Source organism: Streptomyces sp. NPDC111520 (assembly GCF_055635295.1).
In genome coordinates this window covers 17,579-38,924 of the sequence record NZ_JBVKBW010000026.1, presented here as the reverse complement: position 1 = coordinate 38,924, position 21,346 = coordinate 17,579, and the positions used below count along the sequence as shown (strand labels likewise).

At 73.3% G+C, this 21,346-nt stretch carries 16 protein-coding genes, 1 other RNA gene and 1 pseudogene; 16 read left to right on the top strand and 2 right to left on the bottom strand.

Annotation, left to right across the window (positions count from 1 at the left end; genetic code table 11):
* Window positions 1–190 precede the first annotated feature (190 nt).
* The 5 genes and pseudogenes from ACZ7MY_RS38205 (at window position 191) to ACZ7MY_RS38185 (ending at window position 6,746) form a co-directional block, all read left to right on the top strand.
* A complete protein-coding gene (locus ACZ7MY_RS38205; protein WP_499609646.1) occupies window positions 191–1,957 on the top strand; it encodes a serine/threonine-protein kinase in 1,767 nt (588 codons plus the stop codon).
* A 385-nt stretch (window positions 1,958–2,342) separates the two neighbouring features.
* A pseudogene (locus ACZ7MY_RS38200) lies at window positions 2,343–3,572 on the top strand (serine/threonine-protein kinase); the annotation flags it as partial.
* Between the two features lie 54 nt (window positions 3,573–3,626).
* Window positions 3,627–4,490 carry a DUF8189 domain-containing protein gene (locus ACZ7MY_RS38195; RefSeq protein ID WP_499609714.1) on the top strand — a complete coding sequence of 288 codons (864 nt, stop codon included), beginning with the start codon at window positions 3,627–3,629 and terminating at the stop codon, window positions 4,488–4,490.
* Window positions 4,491–4,574: 84 nt separating this feature from the next.
* Window positions 4,575–5,693 carry a peptide chain release factor 2 gene (gene prfB / locus ACZ7MY_RS38190; protein WP_499609643.1) on the top strand — a complete coding sequence of 373 codons (1,119 nt, stop codon included), beginning with the start codon at window positions 4,575–4,577 and terminating at the stop codon, window positions 5,691–5,693.
* Between the two features lie 309 nt (window positions 5,694–6,002).
* Window positions 6,003–6,746, top strand: coding sequence for a hypothetical protein (locus ACZ7MY_RS38185; protein WP_499609640.1), 744 nt, complete (start codon window positions 6,003–6,005; stop codon window positions 6,744–6,746).
* 157 nt (window positions 6,747–6,903) lie between these two features.
* Here ACZ7MY_RS38185 and ACZ7MY_RS38180 read toward each other — a convergent pair whose 3' ends face one another.
* Window positions 6,904–7,095, bottom strand: coding sequence for a hypothetical protein (locus tag ACZ7MY_RS38180; protein ID WP_499609638.1), 192 nt, complete (start codon window positions 7,093–7,095; stop codon window positions 6,904–6,906).
* A gap of 275 nt (window positions 7,096–7,370) precedes the next feature.
* On the opposite strand from ACZ7MY_RS38180, the gene ftsE reads away from it, so the two are divergent.
* The 5 genes from ftsE (at window position 7,371) to ssrA (ending at window position 11,296) form a co-directional block, all read left to right on the top strand.
* A complete protein-coding gene (gene ftsE, locus ACZ7MY_RS38175) occupies window positions 7,371–8,060 on the top strand; it encodes a cell division ATP-binding protein FtsE (RefSeq protein ID WP_018564091.1) in 690 nt (229 codons plus the stop codon).
* A gap of 44 nt (window positions 8,061–8,104) precedes the next feature.
* Window positions 8,105–9,022 (top strand): permease-like cell division protein FtsX, encoded by a 918-nt coding sequence (ftsX, locus tag ACZ7MY_RS38170; protein WP_018564090.1) that lies wholly within the window; start codon window positions 8,105–8,107, stop codon window positions 9,020–9,022.
* A 67-nt stretch (window positions 9,023–9,089) separates the two neighbouring features.
* Entirely contained in the window at window positions 9,090–10,253 is a 1,164-nt protein-coding gene (locus ACZ7MY_RS38165) for a S41 family peptidase (protein WP_499609634.1), read from the top strand.
* Window positions 10,254–10,307: 54 nt separating this feature from the next.
* Window positions 10,308–10,790: an SsrA-binding protein SmpB gene (smpB, locus tag ACZ7MY_RS38160; RefSeq protein ID WP_499609632.1), complete on the top strand. Its 483-nt coding sequence runs from the start codon at window positions 10,308–10,310 to the stop codon at window positions 10,788–10,790.
* Window positions 10,791–10,908: 118 nt separating this feature from the next.
* Window positions 10,909–11,296: a transfer-messenger RNA gene (ssrA, locus tag ACZ7MY_RS38155) on the top strand.
* Window positions 11,297–11,437: 141 nt separating this feature from the next.
* Here ssrA and ACZ7MY_RS38150 read toward each other — a convergent pair.
* Window positions 11,438–12,646 carry an MFS transporter gene (locus ACZ7MY_RS38150; protein ID WP_499609629.1) on the bottom strand — a complete coding sequence of 403 codons (1,209 nt, stop codon included), beginning with the start codon at window positions 12,644–12,646 and terminating at the stop codon, window positions 11,438–11,440.
* A gap of 98 nt (window positions 12,647–12,744) precedes the next feature.
* On the opposite strand from ACZ7MY_RS38150, the gene ACZ7MY_RS38145 reads away from it, so the two are divergent.
* From ACZ7MY_RS38145 to ACZ7MY_RS38120, 6 genes are all read left to right on the top strand, one after another.
* Window positions 12,745–13,734: a LysR family transcriptional regulator gene (locus ACZ7MY_RS38145; RefSeq protein ID WP_499609627.1), complete on the top strand. Its 990-nt coding sequence runs from the start codon at window positions 12,745–12,747 to the stop codon at window positions 13,732–13,734.
* Between the two features lie 103 nt (window positions 13,735–13,837).
* On the top strand, window positions 13,838–15,217 hold the full coding sequence (locus ACZ7MY_RS38140) for a nitrate/nitrite transporter (RefSeq protein ID WP_499609624.1): 1,380 nt from the start codon (window positions 13,838–13,840) through the stop codon (window positions 15,215–15,217).
* A 161-nt stretch (window positions 15,218–15,378) separates the two neighbouring features.
* Window positions 15,379–16,524 (top strand): uroporphyrinogen-III synthase, encoded by a 1,146-nt coding sequence (locus ACZ7MY_RS38135; protein WP_499609621.1) that lies wholly within the window; start codon window positions 15,379–15,381, stop codon window positions 16,522–16,524.
* 248 nt (window positions 16,525–16,772) lie between these two features.
* Window positions 16,773–19,046: a HelD family protein gene (locus ACZ7MY_RS38130; RefSeq protein ID WP_499609618.1), complete on the top strand. Its 2,274-nt coding sequence runs from the start codon at window positions 16,773–16,775 to the stop codon at window positions 19,044–19,046.
* Between the two features lie 356 nt (window positions 19,047–19,402).
* Window positions 19,403–20,824 carry an NAD-dependent malic enzyme gene (locus tag ACZ7MY_RS38125; RefSeq protein WP_499609615.1) on the top strand — a complete coding sequence of 474 codons (1,422 nt, stop codon included), beginning with the start codon at window positions 19,403–19,405 and terminating at the stop codon, window positions 20,822–20,824.
* Window positions 20,825–21,022: 198 nt separating this feature from the next.
* Complete coding sequence (locus ACZ7MY_RS38120; protein ID WP_018564081.1) at window positions 21,023–21,304, top strand: HU family DNA-binding protein; 282 nt, start codon at window positions 21,023–21,025, stop codon at window positions 21,302–21,304.
* Window positions 21,305–21,346 lie beyond the last annotated feature (42 nt).

The following is a 21,346-nucleotide window of genomic DNA, read 5'->3' as shown; positions in this document are numbered from 1 at the left end:
AGCTCGCCGCCGGTGCCCACCTTTGCGATCTTGAATGGTCGGCTTTGGGCGGAAAGAGCAACCAAACGACCGTACTCCGCGTCCTAACCCCACACCCGCCCCGTACCGGAACGCAGCCCCGCTCCCACGTGGCGGCACTACAGTGGGCGAAACAGGCCACGGACCAGGCCAAGATCCAGGGAGCGCGAACGTGCGGCCGGTAGGCAGCAAATACGAACTGGTGGAGCCGCTCGGGCGCGGAGCCACGGGCACCGTGTGGCGGTCCCATGTGCGGGACACCGGCGAGACCGTCGCGATCAAGGTGCTCAAGGAAGAGCTGGCGAGCGACCCCGACATCGTCATGCGCTTCCTCCGGGAGCGCTCGGTCCTGATGCGGCTGCGCCACCCGCACATCGTCCGGGTCCGCGACCTGGTGGTGGAAGGCGAGCTGCTCGCCCTGGTGATGGATCTGGTCGACGGTCCCGACCTCTACCGACACCTGCGCGAGAACGGCCCGTTCTCGCCGGTCGGCGCCGCCCTGCTGACCGCCGCCGTGGCCGACGCGCTGGCCGCCAGCCACGCCGACGGCGTCGTCCACCGCGACCTGAAGCCCGCCAACGTCCTGCTCGCCACCGTCACGGGCCCGGACGGCACCCAGCAGATGCACCCGATGCTGACCGACTTCGGCATCGCCCGGCTGGCGGACTCACCCGGCGTCACCCGCACCCACGAGTTCGTCGGCACGCCCGCCTACATAGCGCCGGAGTCGGCCCAGGGCCGTCCGCAGACCTCGGCCGTGGACATCTACGGCGCCGGCATCCTGCTCTACGAACTGGTCACCGGCCGCCCGCCGTTCAGGGGCGAGAGCGCGCTGGAGGTGCTGCAGCAGCACCTGAGCCAGGAGCCGCGCCGTCCCTCCACCGTGCCCGAGCCGCTGTGGACGGTCATAGAGCGCTGCCTGCGCAAGGAGCCGGGCGAGCGGCCCAGCGCGGAGAACCTGGCGCGTGCCCTGCGCGTGGTCGCCGCGGGCGTCGGCGTGCACTCCTCCCCGGCGCAGTCCGAGGCGGCGCTCGGCGTCGCCGCGCTGCTCGCCCCGGACCCGTCCCCGGCCACCGTCCCGGACACCCCGCTCGTCCCGCCGGGCACCGCGGACCCCACCCAGGTGCTGCCGAACCGGGCGCCCGCCGGCGGGTACGACGCGTACGACCCGAATGCCGCCACCAGTGTGCTGCCCGCCTCCTCGGGCGGCGCCGCCGACGCGACCCGGGTGATCCCGGGCGGCTCGGCACCGGTCGGGGCCGGCGACGGCACCCGCGTGATGCCGCCGGTGCCGGACGGGACGCCGGAGTCCGGCGCCCCGCAGGGCCCGCACCCGTGGGAGTCGCAGCTCAACCGCGCCCGTGCGCGCGCCGAGCAGACCGAGATCCAGTACCTCGACCCGGAGCAGGACCCGCTGCGCCGCAGGCCGCGCCGGCAGGCCGCCCAGCAACCGCAACAACCGCCGCAGCCCCCGCAGGGGTACCAGCAGCGGCCGCAGCAGCCCCAGTACCGGCAGCCGGCGCAGCCCGCCTACGCGCCGCAGCCGCACCCGCAGCAGTACGCCCAGCAGCAACCGCAGCCCCAGCCCCAGCAGTACGCGCCGCGGCCGCAGCCCGCGCCGCGCTACGAGCAGCCGCAGCACCAGCGGTACGAGCCCCAGCGCCCGGCGGCGCCTGAGCCCGCCCCGCGCCGCGAGCCGCGGCAGCGCGGCGCCAACCCCATGAAGATCCCGGGCCTGGGGTGCCTCAAGGGCTGCTTCACGATGATCATCGTGCTGATCGTGATCGTCGTGCTCGTCTGGTACCTGACCCCCGTCCCGGAGTGGCTGGACACGGGCAAGAGCCTGTGGGGCACCGTCAGCAGCGGCGTCCAGAACTTCTGGGACTGGGTCTCGGAGCTCGGCGGCTCCTCGGGCGGTTCCTCCGGCACCACCCCCTAGCAGGGCCGAGTCGTCACATGCCCGCCCCCCGCCTTCGGCCGGGGGCGAGGACGGCCCTCCCTCTTGCGACGCACCGCGCCTGGGAGCACCTTCCAGCGGTAGCCGGGGGAGCCCGGTTGACGACACGCCCCGGCCACGGGGACGGAGCGCGCGCGAGCACGGCGCCGGGCACCGCCCGCGCCGTACCGGCGGCCGCGCCGTTGCCGTCAACCACGGCTGGCCCACCGTCACCTCCCCGCGGGGCCGGTGTTGGTGATTTGTCGACTTCTGGAGGGTGATTTCTCCCGGAGAAGCCGCACTCACCCCCCGCAGGTTCCCCCAACCGGCTCGCATCCGCGTAGCTTTGTCGCCAACACGACGGCACCTCGGAGGAGTCGGAGCAGCCTTGGGACGCAAGATCGGCAGCCGGTACACCGCGCACCAGGTGCTGGGGCGGGGTTCCGCGGGCACGGTGTGGCTGGGCGAGGGCCCCGAGGGCCCGGTCGCCATCAAGCTGCTGCGCGAGGACCTCGCCTCCGACCAGGACCTCGTCGGCCGCTTCGTCCAGGAGCGCACGGCCCTGCTGGCGCTCCACCACCCGCACATCGTCGGCATCCGCGACCTGGTGGTCGACGGCTCCGACCTCGCGCTCGTCATGGACCTGGTCCGCGGCACCGACCTGCGCTCCCGGCTGGAGCGCGAACGCCGGCTCACCCCCGAGGCGGCCGTCTCCATCACCGCGGACGTCGCGGACGGCCTGGCCGCCGCCCACGCCGCGGGCGTCGTCCACCGCGACGTCAAGCCGGAGAACGTCCTGCTGGACTCCGCCGCCCCGCCCGGACCGGGCGGCGCGCCCCCGGCGCTCCTCACCGACTTCGGCATCGCGCGGCTGGTCGACTCCCCGCGCAGGACCCGGGCCACCCGCATCATCGGCACCCCCGACTACCTGGCCCCGGAGATCATCGAGGGCCTGCCGCCGCGCGCCTCCGTCGACATCTACGCCCTCGCCACCGTCCTGTACGAACTGCTCGCCGGCTTCACCCCGTTCGGCGGCGGCCACCCCGGCGCGGTGCTGCGCCGGCACGTCACCGAGTCGGTCGCGCCGCTGCCCGACCTGCCCGACGAGCTGTGGCAACTGCTGTCCCAGTGCCTCGCCAAGGCCCCCGCCTCCCGGCTGAGGGCGGCCGAGGTCGGCGCCCGGCTGCGCGAGCTGCTGCCCGCCCTCGCCGGGCTGCCCGCGCTGGAGGTGGACGCCCCCGGCGATCAGCACGGCGAGGAGGAGTACGACCGGGACCCCGGTTCCGCCGCCGAGCCGTACGACCCGCCGGCCGGCCGGCCGCGCGGCGCCGTGCCCCTGGTCCGCGGCTCCGCACCGGACTCGACGCGCGACACGCACACCAGCATCAAGCTGCCCACCGCGGAGGAACTGGCCGTCGGCGGGCCCTCCGCGGTGCCCGGACAGCGCCCCCGGCACCGCCACCGCGCCGTCCCCGACGCGCTGCAGCGCCGCCGCGTCAAGATCGGCGCCGCGGCGGCCGCCGTGCTGGTCGTCGGCCTCGGCGGCTGGGCGATCGCGGCCTCCGGCTCCGACGACGACGGCGGCTCCACCAGCCGCGAGGACAAGCCGTCCGGGCCGGCCTCGACCACCCCGACCGCCCCCACCGGCGCCGCCGCCTCCCCGCAGGGCGCGGTGAGCACCCCGGCGGGCACCGCGCAGGAGGCCGCGCTGCGCTGGTCCGGCTACACGGCGCTGCCCCGCTTCCCGGACCGCGACGTCCACCCGCTCGGCGGGCCCCGGGCGATCTCCGTCTCCGGGACGACGTACGTCTTCAGCCGGGGCAGCGACAAGAACGTCTGGTACCTGGTCTCCGGCACCTGGCACCGGCTCACCGGGATAAGCGTCGCCGACGACCCCTCGGTCGTCTCCTCACGCCCCGGGCAGCTGGACGTCTTCGCCCTCGGCACCGACCACCGGGTCTACCGCCGCACCCTCAGCGGCGGCGCCTGGGGCGACTGGTACCAGGTGGACCAGCCCGCCCGGTTCACCACGACCCCCGCCGCCGCGTCCTCCGCCCCGGGGCGGATCGACCTCCTCGGCTGCTCCGGCGGTGACCTCGTCACCTCCTCCTGGGTCGACGGCCGCTGGAACGCCTGGGCGCTGGTCCCCACCGCGGGCCGGGTCACCGCCGCCCCCGGCCTGGTCTCGGCGGCGCCCGGCACCCTCGACGCCTTCGCCGTGCGCAAGGCCGACGGCGCGGTGCTGCGGCTGCCGTACGTGAACGGCGCCTGGCGGCCCTCCGAGATCGTCGCCGGACTCGACGCCACGGGCCGCCCCGAGCCCGCCGTGTCCGGGGGCCGGCTCTTCGTCCTCGCCCCCGCCGACGACGGGGCCCTGGCCGCCGCCGTCCTCGACGGCGGCACCTGGACGCCGGTCCCGCTCTCCGCCAGTACCCCCTCCCACCCCGGGCTGACCACGGCGGACGACACCCTGACCCTCTACCTCCGGCGTGCCGACGGCACGCTCGCCCACGCCTCGGCCCCCGTCCCGGCCTGAGCCGCGCGGGGTGCACCGGCCGCCGGCCGGCCCTCCCCGGCTCACCGGAGCGGCAATCCGCGGCGTGCCGGTACGCTGGGGGACGTGGCAGTCCTGGATGTATCCGAAGAGCTCAAGTCCCTCTCGTCGACCATGGCCTCGATCGAGGCCGTTCTGGACCTCGACAAGCTGAGGGCCGACATCGCCGTGCTCGAGGAGCAGGCGGCCGCGCCCTCGCTGTGGGACGACCCCGAGGCGGCGCAGAAGATCACCAGCAAGCTGTCGCACCTGCAGGCCGAGGTCCGCAAGGCCGAGGGGCTGCGCGGTCGCATCGACGACCTCGGGGTGCTCTTCGAGCTCGCCGAGGCCGAGGACGACGCGGACACCCGCGCCGAGGCCGAGAGCGAGCTGGAGTCGGTGCGCAAGGCGCTGGACGAGATGGAGGTCCGCACCCTCCTGTCCGGCGAGTACGACGCCCGCGAGGCGCTGGTCAACATCCGCGCCGAGGCGGGCGGCGTCGACGCCGCCGACTTCGCGGAGCAGCTGCAGCGGATGTACCTGCGCTGGTCCGAGCGGCACGGCTACCCGACTGAGATCTACGAGACCTCGTTCGCGGAAGAGGCCGGCATCAAGTCCACCACCTTCGTGGTGAAGGCGCCGTACGCCTACGGCACCCTCTCGGTCGAGCAGGGCACCCACCGGCTGGTGCGCATCTCGCCCTTCGACAACCAGGGCCGCCGCCAGACCTCCTTCGCGGGCGTCGAGGTGCTGCCGGTCGTCGAGCAGAGCGACCACGTCGAGATCGACGAGACCGAGCTGCGGATCGACGTCTACCGCGCCTCCGGCCCCGGCGGCCAGGGCGTCAACACCACCGACTCCGCGGTCCGGATCACCCACATCCCGACCGGCATCGTGGTCTCCTGCCAGAACGAGCGCTCCCAGATCCAGAACAAGGCGAGCGCGATGAACGTGCTGCAGGCCAAGCTGCTGGAGCGGCGCCGCCAGGAGGAGCAGGCCAAGATGGACGCCCTCAAGGGCGACGGCGGCAACTCCTGGGGCAACCAGATGCGTTCCTACGTCCTCCACCCGTACCAGATGGTCAAGGACCTGCGGACGGAGTTCGAGGTCGGCAACCCCCAGGGCGTCCTCGACGGCGACATCGACGGCTTCCTCGAGGCGGGCATCCGCTGGCGCAAGCAGCAGGAGCAGGGCGCCCGGGTCTGACGTGACGTCACCTGCGCAGGATCCTCACAACTGCCGCCCCATGGGTGGCAGTTGTGCGTTTTGGGTCACAGCCCCATAAGCAAGTGGGTGGCATAGTCAGCCAATTCCGGCATTGAGCTTGGAACGCCCTTGACGACGCTGTGAAATCTGGGAATCGTGATGCGCGGCATGCGTATGACTGGGGCGTGAGCGAACGGGGGCGAGCGCGGCCGGTGGCTCACGCCCCGGCCTTGAACGTGCACCGCCCCGCAGGACGCTCCCCCTGTGACGCTGCTCCACTGACGAGAAGCTACTGGGGGTAGTTGCCAGATGAGCATGAAGAACACACGGTTGCGGGTGGCACGTATAGCCGCCGCCGCGGTGATCGCGGGCGGTGCCTCGCTGACGGCCGCCGGCGCCGCACAGGCCGTCGGCCTGGACATCGGCCTGAGCGCCGGCGAGGCCCAGGTCGGCGTCAGCGTCAACCTCGGTGACGACGAGAACGACATCTCGGGTGTCGACGGCGGTCCGACGGACGAGCCCACGAATCCGACCGACCCGACGGACGAGCCGACCGACCCGACGGACCCGACGGACGAGCCCACGAATCCGACCGACCCGACGGACGAGCCGACCGACCCGACGGACCCGACGGACGAGCCCACGAATCCGACGGACCCGACCGACGAGCCGACCGACCCGACGGACCCGACGGACGAGCCCACCAACCCGACGGACCCGACCGACGAGCCCACCAACCCGGGCGAGCCGACCAACCCCGGCGGTGACGACGGCGGCAACGGGAACGGCGGCAACGGCGCCGGCGGCTCGGACGGGGACGGCACGACCTGCACCCTCGACGGGGACAGCGTGACCTGCGCCGACAACACCAACACCGACAACGCCGGCAGCAGCGAGGTCGTCACCCAGGGTGACACCACGGAGGAGCTGGCCGAGACCGGTGCCGGCGACAGCCTGTTCCTGCTGGTCGGTGCCGCCACGATGATCGCGGGCGGTGTCGGCTTCCGCCTGATGCCGCGCCTGGTCGGCGGCGGCCGCAACACCGCCGTCTGAGGTCCGCGCCCGGACGCCGGCGCGCACCATGGGCCCGCACCGCATGCGCCGCATGCGGGGCGGGCCCGCGCCCGTCCACTGGAGGCCCGGGAACGCCACAGGGGCCCGCAGCGCCGTGCGCCGCGGGCCCCTGTGTTCGCCGTATGTGTACCCCGCGCTACGCGGCGGCCTCGTGCACCACCCACACCACCGCGAGCAGTGCCACCAGCAGCGCGATCAGAGCCGCCGGGGAGATGGCCGCGAAGGGGTTCTCCTGCTGCATGCGGGCGCGGTGGGCGCGGCAGACCGCACAGCGGCCCTCGCTGACGGGGCCGGCGCAGTTGGCGCACACCAGTCGGTCGACTGTCATGCCGTCGCCTCCTCCCAGGCGGCCCGACGGCCGCTCCATGAACAACGCGCGACAGGGGCGGTACGTTCCCGAGCCCCCCGACCACTGTGCCAGTTCCCGGGGCACTCGGCGCGCCCCGCGCGATTCCCGCGACTCCGAAGAGTGACCCATGTGGCCAATGCCTGCTTTGTCCCCCGGTGGTCGGTGAATAAACCCGTCATCCCGGACCGCGGACTGCGCGGGTCGCGGCCGTTCGCGTAAGGTCGCCTCCGATCCCCTGTATCCGGAGTGCGACCGTGATCCGATTCGACAACGTCACCAAGACCTACCCCCGGCAGAACCGTCCCGCACTTCGGGACGTGTCGCTGGAAATCGAGAAGGGTGAATTCGTCTTCCTGGTGGGCTCCTCCGGCTCCGGGAAGTCGACCTTCCTGCGGCTGATCCTGCGAGAGGAGCGGACGGACACCGGCATGGTGCACGTCCTCGGCAAGGACCTCGCGCGGCTGTCCAACTGGAAGGTGCCGCAGATGCGCCGCCAGCTGGGCACCGTCTTCCAGGACTTCCGCCTGCTGCCCAACAAGACGGTCGCGGAGAACGTGGCGTTCGCCCTCGAGGTGATCGGCAAGCCGCGCGGCACCATCCGCAAGACGGTCCCCGAGGTGCTGGACCTCGTCGGCCTCGGCGGCAAGGAGGACCGCATGCCGGGCGAGCTCTCCGGTGGTGAGCAGCAGCGCGTGGCGATCGCCCGGGCGTTCGTCAACCGCCCGATGCTGCTGATCGCGGACGAGCCCACGGGAAACCTCGACCCGCAGACCTCCGTGGGCATCATGCGGCTGCTGGACCGCATCAACCGCACCGGCACCACCGTGGTGATGGCCACCCACGACCAGAACATCGTCGACCAGATGCGCAAGCGCGTCATCGAGCTCGAGAAGGGGCGACTGGTCCGCGACCAGTCCCGCGGCGTCTACGGCTACCAGCACTGAGCCTGGGCCCCGCCCTGCACACCGCAGCCTTCTGAAAGGACAACATGCGCGCCCAGTTCGTGCTCTCGGAGATCGGCGTCGGCCTCCGGCGCAACCTCACCATGACCTTCGCGGTCATCGTCTCCGTGGCCCTCTCGCTCGCGCTCGCCGGCGGCTCGTGGCTCGCCCGCGAGCAGGTCGACTCCATGAAGGGGTACTGGTACGACAAGGTCCAGGTGTCGATCTTCCTCTGCAACAAGAACGACGCCAAGACCGACCCCAACTGCACCAAGGGTGCCGTCACCGAGGAGCAGAAGCAGGACGTCGAGAAGCAGCTCAAGGCGCTGCCGCTGGTGGACAAGTACTTCCACGAGAGCGCGGAGGACGCCTACAAGCACTACAAGGAGCAGTTCTCCGACTCGCCGCTGGCCGACTCGCTCACCCCGGACCAGATGCAGGAGTCGTTCCGGGTCAAGCTCAAGGACCCGACGAAGTTCCAGGTCGTCGCGAGCGCCTTCCAGGGCCGCCCCGGCGTCCAGGAGGTGCAGGACCAGAAGGCCCTGCTGGACAACCTGTTCGGGCTGCTCAACGGCATGACGCTGGCCGCGCTCGTGGTGCTGGCGTTCATGCTCGCGGTGGCGATGATGCTGATCGTCAACACGGTGCGCGTGTCGGCCTTCAGCCGGCGCCGTGAGACCGGGATCATGCGGCTGGTCGGCGCGTCCAGCTTCTACATCCAGATGCCGTTCATCATGGAGGCCGCGTTCGCCGGTCTGGTCGGCGGTGGCCTGGCGTGCCTGATGCTCCTCGTCGGCCGCTACTTCCTGATCGACCACGGCCTGTCGCTCCAGACCAAGGTGCCGCTGATCAACTTCCTCGGCTGGGGCGAGGTGGCGCAGGTGCTGCCGCTGGTGCTGGTGGTGGGCATGCTGATGCCCGCGCTGGCGGCCCTGATCGCGCTGCGCAAATACCTCAAGGTCTGATGTGCGCCAAGGGCGCTGTACGGCCAACTTTCCGTACAGCGCCCCCTTCTCGCCTAGACTGCCCGACGTGCTGAGCCACTGTCCGCCCGGGAGACCACGCCGGCTGTGCCGCGCCGCGGCGCTGACGCTGGTCTTCGGCGCGGTCCTGGCGACCGGCGCGGCGGCGGGTTCCTTCGGGGACCTCGGCGGGGACCGGCGGACGCCGCCGCACTCCCGTATCCCGGCCGGCACGGTCGCCGACACCGACGAGATCGCCGAGGCGATCGCGGAGGGCAAGGTCGGCCCGCAGGCCGCGGAGGCCCTGGTCAGCCGGAGCGGCGACCGCTGGTCCTCCTTCTACACGGCCCAGGAGTACGAGGGCTTCCAGCAGTCCCTGGACGGCCGGTACGTGGGGGTCGGCCTGTGGGTGCGGCGCACCGAGGACGGCCGCATCGGCATCGACCGCGTCCAGTCCGGCAGCCCCGCGGCCCGGGCCGGCGTGCACGCCGGGGACCGGCTGACGAGCATCGACGGCACCGAGGTCACCGGCCGTCCCGTCACCGAGGTGGTCGCCCGGCTGCGCGGTTCCGACGCCGCCGGCACGCCGGTCGCGCTGGGCCTGCGGCGCGGCACGCGTTCCTGGGAGGTCTCCCCGCGGCGCGCCCTGCTGCCGACGGAGTCCGTACGGGTGCGGCACGTCCCCGGCGGCGCCACCGTCGTCACGGCGGACGCCTTCACCAAGGGCGTCGCCGAGCAGGTCCGTACCGCCCTGGCCGGCCGGCCGGGGCACGAGGGCATACTCCTGGACCTGCGCGGCAACTCCGGCGGCCTGGTCACCGAGGCCGTCGGGGTGGCCTCCGCGCTCCTGGACGGCGGCCTGGTCGCCACGTACGACGTCCACGGCAGGCAGCAGGCGCTGTACGCCGACGACGCCGGTGACACCGAGACCCCGCTCGTCGTGCTCGTCGACGGCGGCACGATGAGCGCGGCCGAACTGCTCGCCGGCGCCCTCCAGGACCGCGGCCGTGCCGTCGTCGTGGGCTCCCGCACCTTCGGCAAGGGCTCGGTGCAGATGCCCAGCCGGCTGTCGGACGGCTCGGTGGCCGAGCTCACCGTCGGCCACTACCGGCTGCCGGCGGGCCGCCGGGTGGACGGCCGGGGGATCGAGCCCGACCTCGCGGTCACCGGCGGCGAGGACGCCGAGTCCGAGGCGCTCGACGTGCTGGACGGCCTGGGCGCGCCGGCCCGCTGACCGGCGCGCAAACCGGTACCCCGGGCCGCGCCGAGGTGCGAGAATGGCCGCGCTATGGCAAAGGAAACGGGTCGCAAGCTGATCGCGCAGAACAAGAAGGCGCGGCACGACTACCACATCCTCGACACCTACGAGGCGGGCCTGGTGCTCACCGGCACCGAGGTGAAGTCGCTGCGCCAGGGACGCGCCTCCCTGGTCGACGGCTTCGGCCAGCTCGACGACGGCGAGGCGTGGCTGCACAACGTGCACATCCCCGAGTACACCCAGGGGACGTGGACGAACCACTCGGCGCGGCGCAAGCGCAAAATGCTGCTGCACCGTGCGGAGATCGAGAAGCTCTTCCAGAAGTCGCAGGAGACCGGTCACACGATCGTGCCGCTCGCCCTGTACTTCAAGGACGGCCGGGCGAAGGTCGAGATCGCGCTGGCCAAGGGCAAGAAGGACTACGACAAGCGGCAGACCCTGCGCGAGAAGCAGGACCGCCGCGAGACCGACCGGGCCATCTCGGCGGCGCGCCGCCGGCAGCGCGGGGAGTGAGTGCGGGCCCGCGCCGCCCGCGCGGGAATGCGCTGGCCACCGTGCGCGTTGGTCACGTACGATGGCACCAGCACCACCGGACGGTGACCGCCCGGTGAGCAGTTTGAAAAATCAACATGGGGATGATCGGTTTCGACTGGGGATGTCGAAGCAGGGGAAGCGAGCCGAGGAAGCGGCAATGATCTCGTAAACCATATGCCGAAAACAATAATCGCCAATAACAAGAGCGATTCCTCCGCCTTCGCGCTCGCTGCCTAATTAGCAGCTAGCCGAAGACTCCGCGGAGTGTCAGCCCGGGGCTGTTCCCGACCCGGATCCTGGCATCAGCTAGGGGACTAAACCACTGGGCCCGGCCACGGGGCTCGGTGGGAAACCAAACAGTGGCTGGGCCCGTCGGCGGCTTGTCCGCGTGACTGCCGGGGCCGAGAAAAGCACAGCGGACTGCGCTCGGAGAAGCCCTGGTTCCGCACCACAGGACGCGGGTTCGATTCCCGCCATCTCCACTGACCCAACGGAAGGCGATGCCTGCCGCGCACTGCGCGGCAGGCATCGCCTTCCGTTGTTTCCGGGTGGGTCCGGGACGGGAAGCGGCCCGGCGTCACAGGGGGCACCGGTCTTCCGCATAGCCCGAGGTGCCACCGACGACGTCAGGTCCGGTGTCGGGCCGCCCGCAGGGAGACCGTCGCGACGAGTGCGGCGGTGGCCGCGGCGAGCGCCGGTATCGCGTACGCCGTCACCGCGCCCCGGTGCTCCACGACGGACCCCGCGGCGAAGGAGCCGGAGGCGATGCCGCCCAGCAGGGCCGTGACGGCGAGCGTCATCCCCTCGTTGAGGCGGCCCGGCGGGACCCGCCGCTGGATCAGGGCCATCCCGTTGATCATCGTGGGCGCGGTGGCCATGCCCGCCAGCAGCAGCGCGGGGGCCAGCAGCCACAGGCCGCCGAGGGCCGCCGCGGGCAGCGGGCCGAGCATGAGGACGGCCATCAGCGCGACGCTCGCGGCGAAGCGGCCGCCGACGGTGCCCCGGGGGCGGCGCAGCCCGTACAGCAGGCCCGCCGCGCAGGAACCCGCCGCCTGGAGGGCGAGCACCGCCCCGGCGGCGCCGCGGTGACCGCGGGCGTCGGCGAAGGCGATCGTGGTGACCTCCAGGGCGCCGAAGACGGCGCCCGTCGCCAGGAACGTCAGCAGCACCGCCGGCACCGCGGTCCGCCCCGCCCCGGCCGGCGCTCCCTCGGTCCGCCGCGGCACGGGCGGGGGCTCGGTGCCGCGCTGCGCGGCGAAGAGCAGGATGCCGGTGAAGAGCAGCAGCGCGCCCGTCAGCGTGGCGGCCTCGGGGAACAGCGCGGTGCACAGGAAGGCCGCGAGGACCGGGCCGAGCATGAAGCAGACCTCGTCCGCGGCCTGTTCGAAGGAGTTGGCGACGTGCCGGGCCCGCTCGTCGTCCCGGTACAGGTGCGCCCAGCGGGCCCGCGCCATGCCGCCGGTGTTCGGCGTCGTCGCGGTGGCGGCGTAGGCGGCGAACAGCGTCCAGGCCGGGGCGTGCAGCCGTACGCACACCACCAGCGCGAGCGAGCCCAGCGCGGCGAGCCCCGCGGCCGGCACGGCCACCCGGGCCTGGCCGTGCCGGTCGGTCAGGCGGGCGGTCCAGGGAGCCACCACCGCCGTGGCGGCGAGCCTGGTGGCGGTGACCGCCCCGGCCAGCGCGTACGAGCCGTACCCGGCGGCGATCATGACGACCGCGCCGACCCCGAACATCCCCATCGGGAGCCGGGCCAGGAGGTTCCCGGCGGTGAAGGCCCGGGTGCCGGGCAGGGCGAAGAGCCGCCGGTAGGGGGCGGCGAGGGCGCTCGCGGTCATGCGACCACCCTCGCGGTTCGCGCCGGACGCGGTCCAACACCTGATCAGGAGCGATTGACGCGTACCGGTTGTGAGTGGCGGACGTGTTCAATGGGCGGATGCCGCACGCCATCGACCCGCGCCTGCTGAGGGCCTTCACCGCCGTCGCGGAGGAACTGCACTTCACCCAGGCCGCCGCCCGCCTCCACGTCGCGCAGCAGGCACTGAGCCGGGACGTCCGGCGCCTGGAGCGCGAACTGCGCGCCGAGTTGTTCGTGCGTACGACCCGCTCGGTGCGGCTGACCACCGAGGGGGAGCGGCTGCTGCCGTACGCCCGGCGCGTGCTCGCCGCCCACGACGAACTGGCCGCCGCCTTCGCGCCCGCCGGCCGCCCGCTGCTCGTCGACACCGGCGCGCCCGTGGGCACCGGCCACCGGGTGCTGACCGCCGCGCGGGCCGGCGCGCCCGAACTCGAACTGACCGCGCGCTTCCACAGCGGGCTCACCGGCGCCGCCGCGGAGATCCTCGCCGGCCGCCTGGACGTCTCCTTCGGCCGCGCGGCCGGCCTGGCCCCCGAGGTGCTGGACCGGCTGGAGCACCGGCCGGTCCGCTACGAGCGGATGGCCGTCCTGCTCCCCGGTGGCCACCGGCTGGCCCCGCTCGCCGAGGTGCCGCTCGACCGCCTCGCCGGGGAGTCCCTCTACGCCGCCGCCGGCAACCCGGACACCGCCGAGTGGACGGACCTCGCCCACCGCCTCTTCCGGGGCCGCGGCATCTCCGTGGCCGCCCCCTTCCCCGCCATCGACGGCCCGGAGGAGTTCGTCCGCCTCGTGCGCAAGCACCGTTGGCCCGTCCTGGCCAGCACCGAGTTCATCGACCTGCCCGGCTTCGTCCTGCGCCCCCTCACCGGCCCCGTACCGCTCGCGCCGGTCTCCGTGGTGTGGCGCCGCGGGTTGCGCCACCCGGGGCTGGACGCCCTGCTCTCCGCCGCGCGCCGGCTCGCCGGCGAGGGCGACTGGCTCACCCCGCCGGACGGCGCGTGGCTGCCGGAGGCGGACGCCCGCGTCATGGCGCCCCCGGGGCTCACAGGGCGCCCGCGCACCGGGTGAGAGCAAGGTTGCGTGGCGGTCACCTCGGGCCATCGGGCGGAAACGCGCCGTTCCTACCGTCGTGGGCATCACCCGACGAGCGACATCAGGGCCTGGAGGCGTCATGACTGCCGCGAGCACCACAGCACGCAAGGGCGGCCGCTGGATCGAGCGGTGGGACCCGGAGGACGAGGCGTCCTGGGAGGCCGGCGGCCGCCGGGTCGCGCACCGGAACCTGCTCTTCTCCGTGCTGTCCGAGCACGTGGGCTTCTCGGTCTGGACGCTGTGGTCGGTCATGGTGCTCTTCATGGGCCCGGAGTACGGCATCGACCCCGCCGGGAAGTTCTTCCTGGTCGCCACGGCCACGGCGGTCGGCTCGGTGGTCCGCGTCCCGTACACCTTCGCCGTCGCGCGCTTCGGCGGCCGCAACTGGACCGTCGTCAGCGCGCTCATGCTGCTGCTGCCGACGACCGCCGCCGCGGTCGTCATGGAGCCCGGCACCTCCTACGGCACCTTCCTCGCCGTCGCCGCGCTGACCGGGGTCGGCGGCGGCAACTTCGCCTCCTCCATGACCAACATCAACTCCTTCTTCCCGCTGCGGCGGAAGGGCTGGGCGCTCGGCATCAACGCCGGCGGCGGCAACATCGGCGTGCCCGTCGTCCAGCTGGTCGGCCTGCTCGTCATCGGCACGGCGGGCGCCGGCCACCCGCGGCTGCTGCTCGCCGTCTACATCCCGCTCGTCGTGGTCGCCGCCACGCTCGCGGCCCTGTTCATGGACAACCTGGCGCCCGTACGGAACGACACCGGGGCGGCCGCCCTGGCGGTGAAGGACGGCCACACCTGGATCATGTCCCTGCTCTACGTCGGCACCTTCGGCTCCTTCATCGGCTACAGCTTCGCCTTCGGGCTCGTCCTGCAGAGCCAGTTCGACCGCACCCCGCTGCAGGCCGCCGCCGTCACCTTCGTCGGCCCGCTGCTCGGCTCGCTGTTCCGCCCGGTCGGCGGACGGCTCGCCGACGCTTACGGCGGCGCCCGGATCACGCTGTGGAACTTCCTGGCGATGGCGGCCGCCACCGCCGTGATCGTCCTCGCCTCGGCCCAGAGGTCCCTGGTGCTGTTCTCCGTCGCCTTCGTCGCCCTGTTCCTGCTGACCGGCCTCGGCAACGGCTCGACGTACAAGATGATCCCGGGCATCTACGCCGCCAAGGCCGCCGCCATGGGCCTGACCGGCGAGGCCGCGGCCTCCTGGGCACGCCGGCTGTCCGGCGCCGCGATGGGCCTGATCGGGGCCGTCGGCGCGCTCGGCGGCCTCGGCATCAACCTCGCCTTCCGGCAGTCCTTCCTCAGCCGGGGCACCGGCACCCCGGCCTTCGTCACCTTCCTGGCCGTGTACGCCGTCTGTTTCGCGGTCACCTGGGCCGTATACCTGCGCAGGCCCGCCCCGGCCCCCGCCCCGGCCGCCGGGGCGGAACCGGAGCAGCGTCTGTCCTACGCGCAGGTGTAGCCCGGGCGAACCGTGTAACAACGGGGAAATACCGGTGAACCCGGAACGTCACCGGGGCTTGGCACCATGCGCGGAACGGGGCGCACGACTCCGGGACCCGGGACGGTCCCGGGCCTCCGTTGCACGTGTACCTCCGGCGGAGCGAGGCAAGAGCCATGCAAGTGCGACACGCAGACGTCCTCCCCCTGGCGGGCTTCACGGTCGGCGTCACCGCGGCCCGCCGCGCCGACGAACTCTGCGCCCTCCTCGAGCGGCGCGGAGCCGTCGTCATGCGGGCCCCCGCGCTGCGGATCGTCCCGTTGCCCGACGACACCGAACTGCTGGCGGCGACCAAGCGGCTGCTCGACCGCGGCCCCGACGTCGTGGTCGCCACCACGGCGATCGGCTTCCGCGGCTGGATCGAGGCGGCCGACGGCTGGGGCCTCGGCGAGACCCTGCTGGAACGGCTGCGCCACGTCGAACTGCTCGCCCGCGGCCCCAAGGTGCGGGGCGCGGTCCGCGCGGCCGGGCTCAGGGAGTCCTGGTCACCGGCGTCCGAGTCGATGGCGGAGGTCCTGGACCGGCTGCTGGACGAGGGCGTCGCCGGCCGGCGCGTCGTCGTCCAGCTGCACGGGGAGCCGGTGCCCGGCTTCATGGAGGCGCTGCGCGCGGCCGGCGCGGAGGTCGTCGGCGTCCCCGTCTACCGCTGGATGCCGCCGGAGGACCTCGGCCCGGTCGACCGGCTCATCGACGCGGCCGTCGCGCGCGGGCTGGACGCGGTCACGTTCACCAGTGCCCCGGCGGCGGCCTCCCTGCTGGACCGGGCCGAACGCCGGGGCCGGCGCGGCGAGCTGCTCGACGCCCTGCGCCACGACGTCCTCCCGGCCTGCGTGGGACCCGTCACGGCGCTGCCCCTGGAGGCCCACGACGTCCCGACCGCCCAGCCCGAACGCTTCCGCCTGGGGCCGCTCGTCCAGCTGCTCGCCGCGGAGCTCCCGGGGCGGGCGCGCCCGCTGCCCGTGGCCGGCCGGCGCCTGGAGATCCGCGGCCACGCGGCCCTCGTCGACGGGGAGCTGCACGCCGTCCCCCCGGCGGGGATGGCCCTGCTCAGGGCCCTCGCCCGGCGTCCCGGGTGGGTGGTCTCCCGGGCCGACCTGCTCCGGGTGCTGCCGGGGGCGGGGCGCGACGAGCACGCCGTCGAGACGGCGATGGCGCGGCTCCGGGCGGCGCTCGGGGCGCCGAAACTCATCCAGACGGTGGTCAAGCGGGGTTATCGCCTGGCCCTGGATCCGGCCGCGGACGTGAAGTACGGCCCCGCTGCGGGGTGACGTCCCGGGCGCGGGCGGTCGGGTGGGTGCGGGTTCGTCTCGCGCCCTGCGGGCGCGAGACGGCGGGAGAGCCGGAACCCGGCGCACAGCCCCGCCCCCACGCCGGGACCGCGGCCGCGGAGCCGTGCCCGGAGGCGGTCGCCGAGTGGGCGGCAAACGCCTGGTTGGCGTACGGTGACAGGCTGCCCCGTTCGCCGGGGCGGCGCGCACGGCGCGTGACGTACGGAAGAACAAGAAGGGGGTCCTGCGTGGCAGCGGTCCGGGACACGGAGATCGCAGTCGAGCAGACGCATCTGGACCGGGTGTACGACCGGCTCGAGGAGAAGATCCACGAGGCGGAGTTCCTCATGGACGACGCCGTGAAGCGCGGTCAGGTCGGTACGCCGGGCGCGCTCGCGGAGCGCGACGCCCAGGTGTTCCGGGCGGGGCTGCACCTGAACCGGCTGAACTCGGAGTTCGAGGACTTCCTCTTCGGCCGGATCGACCTGCTGCGGGGCGAGGACGGCAAGAAGGGCCCGGACGGTGCGTTCACCTCCGTGGAGCCCGCGGACGACGCGATCCGGCCCGACGGCACGGCGGACGTCGCCGAGACCCTGCACATCGGCCGGCTCGGCGTGCTGGACGCGGACTACGCGCCGCTGGTGATCGACTGGCGGGCCCCCGCCGCGGCGCCGTTCTACCGGGCGACCCCGGTGGCGCCCGGCCGGGTCGTGCGGCGGCGCGTCATCCGCTCCAAGGGCCGCAAGGTGCTGGGTGTCGAGGACGACCTGCTGCGCCCGGAACTGACGACGGGGCTGCCCGTGGTCGGCGACGGCGCGCTGATGGCCGCGCTGGGCCAGGCGCGCAGCCACACGATGCGGGACATCGTCTCCAGCATCCAGGCCGAGCAGGACGTGGTGATCCGGGCCCCCGCGGCCTCCGTCACCGAGGTGACGGGCGGGCCCGGCACCGGGAAGACGGCGGTGGCCCTGCACCGGGCGGCGTACCTGCTCTACCAGGACCGGCGCCGGTACGCGGGCGGGATCCTGGTGGTCAGCCCGACGCCGCTGCTGGTGGCGTACACCGAGGGCGTGCTGCCCTCGCTGGGCGAGGAGGGCCAGGTCGCGATCCGCGCCGTGGGCTCGCTGGTGGACGGCGCCGAGGCGACCACGTACGACGATCCGGCGGTCGCCCGGATCAAGGGCTCGCTGCGGATGCTGAGGGTGCTGCGCAAGGCCGCCCGCGGGGTGCTGGAGTACGGGACCGGGGCGGGGCGCTGCCCGGACCGGCTGCGGGTGGTGGCGTTCGGGCGGCGGCTGGAACTGGAGGCCGAGGAGCTGTCGGCGATCCGGCACGCCGTGCTGGGCGGCACGACCCCGGTGAACCTGCTGCGGCCCCGGGCCCGTCGTCTGCTGCTGGACGCGCTGTGGCGCAAGGCGGGACGCCGCTTCGACGACCCGGAGCTCGCCGCCGAGGAGCGGCAGGGCTTCGACGAGGACGTCTCCACCGAGCAGGACTTCGTGGACTTCCTGGCCGCCTGGTGGCCGGTGCTGACCCCGCGCGGGGTGCTGGCGGCGCTCTCCGACGAGAAGCGGCTGGGGCGCTGGGCGCGGCGGGTCCTGACACCGCCCGAGGTGCGCCGGGTGGCGCGCTCGCTGCGCCGGCTGGACGCGGCGGGCAACGGGGCGCTGTCCGTGCACGACGTGGCGATGCTCGACGAGCTGGAGGCCCTGCTGGGCCCGCCGCCGAAGGTGCGCAGCCGTGAGGCGGACCCGCTGGACCAGCTGACCGGTCTGGAGGAGGTCACCACCTTCGCCGACCGGATGGCGGGCGGCCGCCGCAGCCGGCAGGACCGGCTAGACGCTGAGCGCACCGAGTACGCGCACGTCATCGTCGACGAGGCGCAGGACCTCACCCCGATGCAGTGGCGGATGGTGGGCCGCCGGGGCCGTGCCGCGACCTGGACGGTGGTCGGCGACCCCGCGCAGAGTTCGTGGACCGACCCGGACGAGGCGGCCCTGGCCCGTGACGAGGCCCTGGGCAACCGTCCGCGCCGCCGTTTCACGCTCACCGTGAACTACCGCAACCCGGCCGAGATCGCGGACCTGGCGGCGAAGGTGCTGGCGCTGGCCATGCCGGGCAGCGAGGCGCCGCGCGCGGTGCGCTCCACGGGGCTGGTGCCCCGGTTCGTGGTGGCCGCCGACGCGGGTCCCGGCGAGGCGGTGCGCGCGGAGGCGGAACGGCTGCTGGGCGAGGTCGAGGGCACGGTGGGCGTGGTCGTCGCCATGGGCCGCCGCGAGGAGGCCCGGCGCTGGCTGGCGGGGCTGGGCGAGCGCGTCGTGGCGCTGGGCAGCCTGGAGGCCAAGGGCCTGGAGTACGACGCGACGCTGGTCGTCTCGCCGGCGGAGATCGCGGACGAGTCCCCGGCGGGGCTGCGGGTGCTGTACGTGGCGCTGACCCGGGCCACCCAGCGGCTGACGGTGCTCTCGAGCGGGCGCGACCTGCCGGACCCCGCCGGCGTCCCCGACCTGCTGCGCGACTGACCGCCGCCGGGAACGACGGCGGGGCGCCCCCTCGAGAGGGGGCGCCCCGCCGGACGCATGTGACACCGACCCGCCATGCTCGCCTCGCGGCAAGTGGGCGCTCGAAGCGCCTAAGGTTGGGCCCGGGGGCTTGGATCGAGCCGGTGCCTCACCCAGGCTAACAAAGGATCCGCGATTGTCATTCCGTCCGTGTGCGCCGTTCCGGTGGCGGCTGGGGGAACATTAAGCACACAAGCTTCCGTTGACACCCATCGCTGCTCGACAGTTTGTCGTAGGCCCCCCGGGTTTACGCGTACCCACCAGTAGGTGGCAGCATCGAGGGCGCACGAAGCAGCGACAGCGGAGGAACAGCGGCCATGGCAACGGCGCCGAGCGTCTCGTACTCAATCACGGTGCGGCTGGAGGTGCCCGCGAGCGGATCCGCGGTCAGCCAGCTCACCACGGCCGTGGAGGCCTCCGGTGGAGCGGTCCACGGCCTGGACGTGACCGCTTCCGGCCACGAGAAGCTGCGGATCGACGTGACCATCGCGGCCACCTCGACCGCGCACGCGGACGAGATCGTCGCCAAGCTGGCGCAGATCGAGGGCGTCGCGATCGGCAAGGTCTCCGACCGTACGTTCCTGATGCACCTCGGCGGCAAGATCGAGATGGCGTCGAAGCACCCCATCCGCAACCGTGACGACCTCTCCATGGTCTACACCCCCGGTGTGGCGCGGGTCTGCATGGCGATCGCCAAGAACCCCGAGGACGCCCGCCGGCTGACCATCAAGCGCAACAGCGTCGCGGTGGTCACCGACGGCTCGGCCGTGCTGGGCCTCGGCAACATCGGGCCGAAGGCCGCGCTGCCGGTCATGGAGGGCAAGGCGGCGCTCTTCAAGCGCTTCGCGGGCATCGACGCCTGGCCGATCTGCCTGGACACCCAGGACACCGACGCGATCGTGGAGATCGTCAAGGCGATCGCCCCCGGCTTCGCCGGCATCAACCTGGAGGACATCTCGGCGCCCCGCTGCTTCGAGATCGAGGCCCGGCTGCGCGAGGCCCTGGACATCCCGGTCTTCCACGACGACCAGCACGGCACCGCCATCGTGGTGCTCGCGGCGCTGACCAACGCGCTGCGCGTGGTCGGCAAGCAGGTCGGCGACGTCAAGGTCGTCATGTCGGGCGCGGGCGCGGCCGGCACGGCCATCCTCAAGCTGCTGCTCGCGGCGGGCGTCAAGCACGCGGTCGTGGCCGACATCCACGGTGTCGTGCACAGCGGCCGCGAGGACCTGGTCGAAGCCGGCCCCGGGTCGGCGTTGCGCTGGATCGCCGACAACACCAACCCGGAGGAGGTCACCGGGACCCTGCGGGAGGCCGTGCGCGGCGCGGACGTCTTCATCGGCGTCTCCGCCCCCAACGTCCTGGACGGCGAGGACGTCGCGGCCATGGCCGACGGCGCCATCGTCTTCGCCCTGGCCAACCCGGACCCGGAGGTCGACCCGGCGGTCGCCCGGGAGACCGCCGCGGTGGTCGCCACGGGCCGCAGCGACTTCCCGAACCAGATCAACAACGTGCTGGTCTTCCCGGGCGTCTTCCGCGGCCTGCTGGACGCCCAGAGCCGTACGGTCAACACCGAGATGATGCTCGCGGCGGCCACCGCCCTCGCGGACGTCGTCACGGAGGACGAACTCAACCCGAACTACATCATCCCGAGCGTCTTCAACGACAAGGTCGCGGGCGCCGTCGCCGGCGCCGTCCGCGAGGCGGCGAAGGCGCAGGGCCTCACCGCGACGTCGTGACGACGGAGCGTCATCGGGCCGTACACGACCCGCTTTTTGTGTGACTCTCCCGGGTGCCGGATTGGCGTTTCCCCCAGAAATAGGGGCAGGATGCGTACCTGGGCGGTGAGGGCCGCACCGCAGAAGCGCGATGAGCGTCTTCACAATGCGTCTTCCCCGACGGTCGACGTTGGGGGTTTCCATGCAAGGAGTACTTAGATGAACCGCAGTGAGCTGGTGGCCGCGCTGTCCGAGCGCGCCGAGGTGACCCGCAAGGACGCCGACGCCGTTCTGGCCGCGTTCGCCGAGGTCGTTGGCGAGATCGTCGCCAAGGGCGACGAGAAGGTCACCATCCCCGGCTTCCTCACCTTCGAGCGCAGCCACCGTGCCGCGCGCACCGCGCGCAACCCGCAGACCGGTGACCCGATCCAGATCCCGGCCGGCTACAGCGTGAAGGTCTCCGCGGGCTCGAAGCTCAAGGAAGCCGCCAAGGGCAAGTAATTCCGCGATCGACGCGACATGTGAAAGGGCGGCCTCCCCGCG